The sequence below is a fragment of the Inquilinus limosus MP06 genome, from assembly GCF_000767795.1.
Taxonomy (GTDB): domain Bacteria; phylum Pseudomonadota; class Alphaproteobacteria; order DSM-16000; family Inquilinaceae; genus Inquilinus; species Inquilinus limosus_E.
In genome coordinates this window covers 1-7,965 of record NZ_JANX01000277.1, presented here as the reverse complement: position 1 = coordinate 7,965, position 7,965 = coordinate 1, and the positions used below count along the sequence as shown (strand labels likewise).

8 protein-coding genes are annotated in these 7,965 nt (G+C 72.3%); 6 read left to right on the top strand and 2 right to left on the bottom strand.

The window, feature by feature from the left end:
• Positions 1–122 precede the first annotated feature (122 nt).
• The 3 genes from P409_RS19940 to P409_RS19930 all read left to right on the top strand — a co-directional run bounded on the left by P409_RS19940 (position 123) and on the right by P409_RS19930 (position 1,544).
• Positions 123–428, top strand: coding sequence for a hypothetical protein (locus P409_RS19940; RefSeq protein ID WP_034842269.1), 306 nt, complete (start codon positions 123–125; stop codon positions 426–428).
• 130 nt (positions 429–558) lie between these two features.
• A complete protein-coding gene (locus P409_RS19935) occupies positions 559–1,008 on the top strand; it encodes a VirK family protein (protein WP_034842266.1) in 450 nt (149 codons plus the stop codon).
• Between the two features lie 65 nt (positions 1,009–1,073).
• Positions 1,074–1,544: a heme-degrading domain-containing protein gene (locus P409_RS19930; RefSeq protein WP_034842262.1), complete on the top strand. Its 471-nt coding sequence runs from the start codon at positions 1,074–1,076 to the stop codon at positions 1,542–1,544.
• Here the strand turns inward: P409_RS19930 and P409_RS19925 are convergent.
• Complete coding sequence (locus P409_RS19925) at positions 1,541–2,572, bottom strand: glycosyl transferase family protein (RefSeq protein ID WP_052120992.1); 1,032 nt, start codon at positions 2,570–2,572, stop codon at positions 1,541–1,543. The genes P409_RS19930 and P409_RS19925 overlap by 4 nt on opposite strands.
• 183 nt (positions 2,573–2,755) lie before the next feature.
• Between P409_RS19925 and P409_RS19920 the strand changes: the two genes are divergently transcribed.
• Genes P409_RS19920 through P409_RS39020 form a run of 3 tightly spaced genes read left to right on the top strand, consistent with a single transcriptional unit; the run spans position 2,756 to position 5,606 of the window.
• On the top strand, positions 2,756–4,375 hold the full coding sequence (locus P409_RS19920) for a GMC family oxidoreductase (RefSeq protein WP_034842256.1): 1,620 nt from the start codon (positions 2,756–2,758) through the stop codon (positions 4,373–4,375).
• Positions 4,376–4,401: 26 nt separating this feature from the next.
• On the top strand, positions 4,402–5,103 hold the full coding sequence (locus P409_RS19915; protein ID WP_034842251.1) for an SDR family NAD(P)-dependent oxidoreductase: 702 nt from the start codon (positions 4,402–4,404) through the stop codon (positions 5,101–5,103).
• Positions 5,100–5,606 carry a class I SAM-dependent methyltransferase gene (locus tag P409_RS39020; protein ID WP_052120989.1) on the top strand — a complete coding sequence of 169 codons (507 nt, stop codon included), beginning with the start codon at positions 5,100–5,102 and terminating at the stop codon, positions 5,604–5,606. Before P409_RS19915 ends, P409_RS39020 begins: the two co-directional genes overlap by 4 nt.
• Here P409_RS39020 and P409_RS19905 read toward each other — a convergent pair.
• The coding region (locus P409_RS19905) for a DUF3320 domain-containing protein (protein ID WP_034842247.1) at positions 5,578–7,965 on the bottom strand (2,388 nt) is incomplete at its 5' end. The genes P409_RS39020 and P409_RS19905 overlap by 29 nt on opposite strands.

Below are 7,965 nucleotides of genomic sequence, written 5' to 3'. Positions count from 1 at the left end.
CGGCCGTTATCGCACCACCCGGAGGGTGGGAGGTCCCGCGACGCGCCGCGGCATGCGGTCCGGCGCGACCCGATCGACAGGCCGCTTCTGCGAAGGGGCGGCTCCATCGACAGGAGCATGCGATGAAGCTCAACACCGCGCTGGTCGACAGGACGGTGACCCGGTTCGGGGCCCAGGCCGTGCCCGACAACCACCCGGCCATGGCCCAGCTCAACACCATGTTCGGGGAGCACACCTTCTTCCTCGACGGCAACGGGCTGCACATCGTCGAGGCGGTCGAGCTCGCGCCGACGGGCGCCCCGGCGGGGCAGGTGATCAGATTGGCCAGCTGGGCGGATGCCGAGCGGACAACGCTGGCGCCGCATGAGCCGGAGCCGACCGATGTCGTGATCGAGCTCGGCCCGATCGATCCGGACAAGGAGGCCTGAGGTCGCCGGGCGGCCGGGCCGCTGCCCGGCCGCCCGCATCCTTCGCGGCTCGCCCTCGGTGCGAATCGGGTAGGATCGCGGTCCCATGGCCGGTTGACGGCCTCCGCATCCACCGGAAGGAACCGCCCCGATGACTCTCCGCGCGCGACTGTTCTGCGCTTCGGTCCCGGCGTTGGCCGTGCTGCTTACCGCCGCGGCGCCGGCTTATGCCGACCGGGATACCGGCTGGGACTACGCCAAGCTCGACCGCAAGCTGCGCCAGGGCGACAAGCCGAGCGTGGTGATCGACCTCGCCAGATGCCTCGATTCGTCCGGCGCCGGCGGCCCGCCGGTGGTCGCGGTGCCGACCTTCACCACCTACAACCTGACGGCGCAGTTCATCGCCACCTCCGAGACCCACGCCTTCGAGGCGTCGAACGGCGCGATGTCGCTGGAATATATCCGGCTGCGTGTGTTCCCGGACAACAGCGCCGAGCTGGCCCTGAAGCACCTGAACCCGGCGACCTATGAGACGGTCGGGCCGGTCAGGACGCTGCGCTGCCGGCTGACCGACGGATCGCTGACCCTGCACGACGACTGAAGCACCCGACACATCGGCAGCGCGGCTGTGGCAGGATCGGTCCCGCAGATTCGAGGAGGGAGCCGATGACCGGGATCGACCACGCCGCCCGCACCGCCGAGCTGGAGGCCGAGGAGGCGCGGCTCGCCTTCGACCGCTTCGACTTCGCCGAGGCCTGGGCGATCGGCCGCAGGCTGGTCGAGACCGCTCCGGCGCCGGTTGCGATCCGCATCCAGGTCGCCGACCGGGTGCTGTTCGCGGCGGCGCTCGACGGCACCTCGGCCGACAACCAGGTGTGGCTCGACCTGAAATCTGCGGCGGTCCGCCAGTTCGGCCACAGCACCCTGTGGCTGCACCACCGGCTGAGGGCGCGCGGCCGGACCCTGGCCGAAAGCCCGTCGATCCGAACGCCGATGATCGACCATGGCGGCGGCTTCCCGATCCGCATCGGCGCCCAGGTGATCGGTGTTATCGGTGTCTCCGGCCTGCCGCACGAGGACGATCACCGGCTGATCATCAGCGCGATCGAGGCGTACCGGGCCGAACGGGCGGGCTAGCCGTTCCGCTCCCGCCACAGCGCCGCCGCCCGGTCCAGGTGGCGGGCATGGGTGGCCTCGCCGCTGTCGCCGGCGATCACCGCCAGCGCCACGGCGGCGGTGCCGATCACCGTCGCCTCGGCCGCCGGATCCTCGGCGGCGCCGGTCCAGACGGCGCGGAAATGCTCCAGGTCGCGGCGCTCCAGCCGCTCGCCGCGGCCTTCGCCCAGGATCGGCGGCACCGTCTCGTCCAGTGCCTCGCCGGCCACCAGCCGCTGCAGCGACAGCGCCTTGAGCGGCGTGCGCTCGGCCTCGCCGCCGGCGCCCTTGACGACGCAGAGGTCGCTCTGGCCCAAGAGCCGCGCGGTGTCTCTGTGCAGGTCCTGATAGGCCGGGTGGAACACGCCGACGAAGCTGGCCTTGGCCTCGAACGGGTTCAGCAGGCGGGCGGCGGAGTTGACCGGGCTGCGCAGCCCCAGCACCGGCCGCAGCTCCATCAGCTCGGTCAGGGTGCGGCTGACCGCGCGCAGCGGCAGATAGGCGAAACGGGTGGCGTCCAGGATCCGCGCCGCCTCGGCCGGGGTCTCCGGCACCGGCAGGCCCAGCGCCCGCACCGCGTCCTCGGTCTCGATGCCTTCGGTGACGCGGACATTGATGCCGTGCATCAGCACCGGATGGCCGGCGCGGGCCACCAGCAGGGCGGACAGGAGGAACCAGGGCGCGCCGCGGGTCTTGCCGGCGGCATAGGACGGCCAGTCCAGAGCCGGCCGGGTGGCGGGGGCGGCGGTGACCACGGCGCGGCCGGCGCGGATCATGCCGGCCAGCTCCGCCGCCGTCTCGCCGCGATAGCGCTCCAGCAGCAGGAAGGCGCCGACCTGCATCGGGTCGGCCTCGCCGGACAGGATGATGGCGAAGGCGTCCTGCGCCTCCGCCTCGGTCAGCGGCCGCAACCGGCCGGGGCCGCGGCCGATCGCCGCCAGATGCGCCGCCATGCGCTGGCGCGGCGGCGAGTCCGCAGTGGCGGTCACGGTTTCGACGTCGCTGGCCATTGCCGGTGCTCTCTCGAAGATCTGACCCGGGAATGGTTAGCGCGAGGGGAGCGGCCCGTCGAGCGCCCCCTCGGTCGCGGCCGCCATGATTGTATGGCCGCCGGCCTTGTAGGAAGATCGGCCGGAAGCCGGAAACCGGAGCGGATCGGGGGCGGGAATGATGCTTGGGATGATAGCGGGCCGATGACGCGGACGATCGGGACGTTCGACACCGTCATCGTCGGCGCTGGCTCCGCCGGCTGCGTGCTGGCCAACCGTCTGTCGGCCGACCCGAAGAGCTCGGTGCTGCTGCTGGAGGCCGGGGGCAAGCCGAACACCATCTGGGTCCACATCCCGGTCGGCTATCTCTACACCCATGGCGACCCGCGCCTCGACTGGTGCTTCAAGACCGAGCACGAGGCCGGGCTGGGCGGCCGGGCGATCAACTATCCGCGCGGCAAGGTGCTGGGCGGCTGCTCCGCCATCAACGGCATGATCTACATGCGCGGCCAGGCGCGCGACTACGACCAGTGGCGGCAGCTCGGCAATGCCGGCTGGGGCTGGGACGACGTGCTGCCGTACTTCATCAAGTCCGAGGATCACTGGCAGGGTCGTTCGGCCTTCCACGGCGCCGGCGGCGAATGGCGGGTCGAGCCGCAGCGCCTGTCCTGGGCGATCCTCGACGCCTTTCGCCAGGCGGCGGCCGAGGCCGGCATCCCGCCGACCGAGGACTTCAACACCGGCGACAATGAGGGCTGCGGCTATTTCCAGGTGAATCAGCGCCGCGGCATCCGCTGGACCGCGGCCAAGGGCTTCCTGACGCCGGTGCTGAGCCGGCCCAACCTGACAGTCGAGACCCATGCCCAGGTGCTGAAGCTGCATCTCGAGGGCAAGCGCGTCGCCGGCGTGGTGTTCCGGCGGCCGGACGGCACCGAGGCCTATGCCGCGGCGGGCGAGGTGGTGCTGGCCGCCGGCGCCGTCGGCTCCCCCGCCATCCTGCAGCATTCCGGTATCGGCCCGGCCGATCTCCTCGCCGCGCACGACGTGCAGCCGCTGCACGACCTTCCGGGGGTGGGGGAGAACCTGCAGGACCATCTGCAGCTGCGCCTGGTCTACAAGGTCACGGGCGTGCCGACGCTGAACGAGCGGGCGAACAGCGTGTTCGGGCGCATCGGCATGGGCGTGGAATACGCGCTGTTCCGCCGCGGCCCGCTCAGCATGGCGCCCAGCCAGCTCGGCGCCTTCGCCCGCAGCGACCCGGCGCAGGAGACGGCCAATCTCGAATACCATGTCCAGCCGCTCAGCCTCGACCGCTTCGGCGAGCCGCTGCACCGCTACCCGGCCTTCACGGCCTCGGTCTGCAACCTGCGGCCGCACAGCCGCGGCTCGGTGCGGATCAAGAGCCCGGACCCGACCGCGGCGCCGGCGATCCGGCCGAACTACCTGGCGGAGGAGGTGGACCGTCGTGTCGCGGTCGATGCCATCCGGCTGACCCGGCGGATTGCCGCGGCGCCGGCTCTGGCCCGCTACGCGCCGGAGGAGGTGCGGCCCGGCCCGGCGCTGCAGGACGAGGCCGACCTGGCGCGGGCGGCGGGCGACATCGCCACCACCATCTTCCACCCGGTGGGCACCTGCAAGATGGGCCAGGATCCGCTGGCCGTGGTCGACGAGCGGCTGCGGGTGCGGGGGCTGACGGGGCTGCGCGTCGCCGACGCCTCGATCATGCCGACCATCACCTCGGGCAACACCAACTCGCCCACCATCATGATCGCCGAGAAGGCCGCCGCGATGATCCTGGAGGATCGGCGGGTGGCCCGACCGTAAGCCCCGCTTCGACGCGAGGAGGTGTCATGGAGTTCCAGGATCGTCATGTGGTCGTCACCGGCGGCACCGGCGCGCTCGGCGCGGCGGTGGTCGGGCTACTGCTCGAGGCCGGGGCCACCTGCCATGTCCCGGTCCGCGACGTGAAGGATTCGCGCCGCTTCGCCCATCGCGGCCATGACCGGGTGGTGCTGTCGCCGGTGCCGGACCTGGCGAACGAGGGCGCGGTGACCGCGTTCTACGCGGCGCTGCCGGGGCTCTGGGCGTCGATCCATGCCGCCGGCGGGTTCGCCATGGCGCCGATCGCCGAAACCGGCCGGGACCTGCTGCAGCAGCAGCTCGACACCAACCTCGTCAGCGCCTTCCTGTGCTGCCGCGGCGCGATACAGGCGATCGGCCGCGGCGGCGCCGGCGGGCGCATCGTCAATGTCGCGGCCCGGCCGGCGCTGGAGTGGCGCCTGGGCGCCGGCATGATCGCCTACACCGCCTCGAAGGCAGCGCTGGCCGCCCTGACCGTGGCCCTGGCGCAGGAGGTGGCGGGGCAGGGGATCCTGGTCAACGCCGTGGCGCCCTCGACCATGGACACGCCGGCCAACCGCGCCGCCATGCCCAAGGCGGGCCACGCCGCCTGGCCGAAGGTGGAGGAGGTGGCGGCGACGATCCTGCACCTGGCGTCACCGGCCAACCAGGTCGCGCGCGGCGCGGTCGTGCCGGTGTACGGGCGGGTGTGACCGGGCCAGTCTCGCCCCGCATCCGGGCCGCGATCGACCTGCTGGCGCCGCGGCCGGGGGAGAGGCTGCTGGAGATCGGCTGCGGCACCGGCCAGGCGATCCAGGCCGTGATCGAGAGCGCACCGACCGCGACAGTCGCCGCCATCGATCGCTCCGACACCGCCGTGGCGCGAGCGCGGATCGTGAATGCCTCGGCGATCGCGGCCGGGCGGGCGAGCATCGCCAAGGGCGACATCGAGAACGGGCCGGTGGCCCCGGGCGGCTTCGACCGGATCTATGCCATCCGCGTCAACAGCTTCTGGACCTGCCCCGGCGTGGCCCTGCCGCATGTCGCCAGCAGCCTGCGGTCCGGCGGGGAGGTCTGGGTTCTCTATGATGAGCCGGAGGCGCGAATCGTCGAGGCGATCCGGGCGTCCTTCGCAGCGTTCGGGCTGCGGGACATCCGGATCGCGGAGCGCCCCGGCGCGCTCGCGGTCATAGCGGCGGTGTCGCTGCAGGGTTAACCGTCGACGGGGCCGCCACGGCCCGGACCAGATGGCCCTGGTCGTCGCGGATCCGCCCTTCTGCGATCAGCCGCTCGATCCCGCCGTCCAGCACCGCCTTCAGCGGTGCGCTGGTCGCGGCGAAGCCGAACAGCCGGGCCACGGCCGTCACCAGCTCCTCGCGCCCCGCGCCGAAATTGCGGTCGATCACCGCCAGCATCGCCGCCGCGATCTCGGCGGGCGGCAGCATGTCCGGCTTGCGCAGCCCGGCCGAGGCGACGCCGGACCGGTCGCGGATCCGCACCTCCCGTCCCGGAATGTCGCAGAAGCCCTCACCGGCGATCGACTGCTGCCGCCGGGCCAGCGCGACAGCGCGGCCGACCGCCTCGCGGATGCGGCTGCCGGCCCGTTGCAGGCCCCACAGCGTGCGGATGCGGGTGACGATCTCGTCCTCATGCACCGGCCCTTCCGCCTCGACGATCCGCAGCACGTGCTGCGCCATCTCGCCGACCGGCACCTCATGCGGCTCCACGGCCGTGGTCACGGCGAAGGCCGCCTCCTCATAGGGCTGCGCCAGCGGGGCGGGCGGCTTCTCCCCGATCCGCGCCTGGACGATCTCGGTGTCCTGGTCGACCGGCTGGAAGCTGAACTCGATCGGCGCCGGCCTGGCGGGCGCCGCGGCGGTGCCCTCGTCGCGCTCGCGCCACTCGGCCCGGGCGGCGGCGATGGCGTCCTCCAGCTTCCGCAGCTCCTCGGCCGGCCGCATGTACCAGTCCAGGCTCCAGATGCGGTGGATGATCCAGCCGTGATCCTCCAGCACCCGCTGGCGCAGCCGGTCGCGGTCCCGGGCCGAGCGCGAGGCGTGATAGGGCACGCCGTCGCATTCGATGCCGAGGACGAAGCGGCCCGGCTTCTCCGGGTCGACCACGGCGAGGTCGACGAAGAAGCCGGCGGTGCCGATCTGCGCCTTCACCTCATGGCCGCGCGCCGCCAGCGCCCGCGCCACATGCTCCTCGAAGGCCGAATCCGCGCCGCGGCCGCTGGGCTGGGCGACGTCGAGCCGCCCGGTCTGGGCGTAGCTCAGGAACAGCTTCAGCGCCGTCACGCCGCGCGACCGGGTGCGCTCCAGGTCGATGTCGTCGCCGGTGATCGAGGAGAACACCTCGCACCGCTCCTTGGCGCGGGAGATCAGCACGTTCAGCCGACGCTCGCCGCCCTCGCCGCTGAGCGGGCCGAAGCTCATCGCCATGTAGCCGGAGGCGGTGCGGCCGTAGCCGACCGAGATGAAGATCACGTCCCGCTCGTCGCCCTGGATGTTCTCCAGGTTCTTGATGAAGAACGGCTCGGACCCGGCGTTGCGGAAGAACTCCTCCGTCTCCGGATGGGCGCGGCGCAGCAGCTCCAGGTCCTTCTGGATCGCCTGGCGCTGGGCGACCGAGAAGGTGGCGACGCCGAGCGACTTCTGCGGCGTCTCCCGCGCATGGCGGATCACCGCCTCCGCCACCGTCCGGGCCTCGGCCGGGTTGGTGCGGGTGTTGCCGCGGTCGTAATGCGCGTCGGGCAGGTGGTTGAACTTCAGCCCCATGCCGGCGACCGCGTCATACGGGCTGGGCACGATGAAGAGCCGGTTCTCGTAGAATTCGCGGTTGGAGACGGCGATCAGCGACTGGTGCCGGCTGCGGTAGTGCCAGTTCAGCATCCGCGCCGGCACGCCCTTGGCCAGGCAGAGGTCGAGGATGCTCTCCGCGTCGCGGGCGGCGACGGTCTGCTCGTCATCCTCGTCCCGCTCCTCGATGTCGCTGGTCAGCTTGGCGAAGAAGCGGGTGGGCGGCAGCTGCCGCTCGTCGCCCACCACCGCGATCTGCCGCACCCGGGCCATGGCGCCCAGCGCGTCGATCGGCTCGACCTGCGACGCCTCGTCGATCACCAGCAGGTCGAAGGACAGCGCCCCCGGCTTCAGGAACTGCGCCACCGACAGCGGGCTCATCATGAACACCGGCTTCAGCTGCTGGATCGCCGGGCCGGCCTTCTCCAGCAGCTGGCGGATCGGCAGGTGGTTGCGCTTCTTCGCCAGCTCGCCGTTCAGCACGCCCAGCGGCCCGATGCCGGCATTGCCGCGCGGCAGCCCGTCGCGATGCCGGTGGGCGATGACCGACCGGGCCAGGCCGATACGGTTGACGTCGAGGGCGCGGAAGCCCTCGACCACGCGCTGCTGCAGCTCGCCGTCGAAGCGCTTCAGCTCGGGCAGGCGGGTGAAGATGTCGGTGCGGATCGCCTCCAGCGCCGCGCGCTCGAAGGTCGGGGGCAGGGCGGGGGCGTCGAGCCTGCCGTCCAGCACGCCGTCGACCAGGGCGCCGAGGCCGAGCCGGGCGGCGGCCCG

What these genes read in the sequence shown, in the direction of transcription:
- P409_RS19940 (WP_034842269.1), top strand. Translation starts at nt 123, where the DNA reads ATGAAGCTCAACACCGCGCTGGTCGACAGGACGGTGACCCGGTTCGGG.
- P409_RS19935 (WP_034842266.1), top strand. Translation starts at nt 559, where the DNA reads ATGACTCTCCGCGCGCGACTGTTCTGCGCTTCGGTCCCGGCGTTGGCC.
- P409_RS19930 (WP_034842262.1), top strand. Translation starts at nt 1,074, where the DNA reads ATGACCGGGATCGACCACGCCGCCCGCACCGCCGAGCTGGAGGCCGAG.
- P409_RS19925 (WP_052120992.1), bottom strand. Translation starts at nt 2,572, where the DNA reads ATGGCCAGCGACGTCGAAACCGTGACCGCCACTGCGGACTCGCCGCCG.
- P409_RS19920 (WP_034842256.1), top strand. Translation starts at nt 2,756, where the DNA reads ATGACGCGGACGATCGGGACGTTCGACACCGTCATCGTCGGCGCTGGC.
- P409_RS19915 (WP_034842251.1), top strand. Translation starts at nt 4,402, where the DNA reads ATGGAGTTCCAGGATCGTCATGTGGTCGTCACCGGCGGCACCGGCGCG.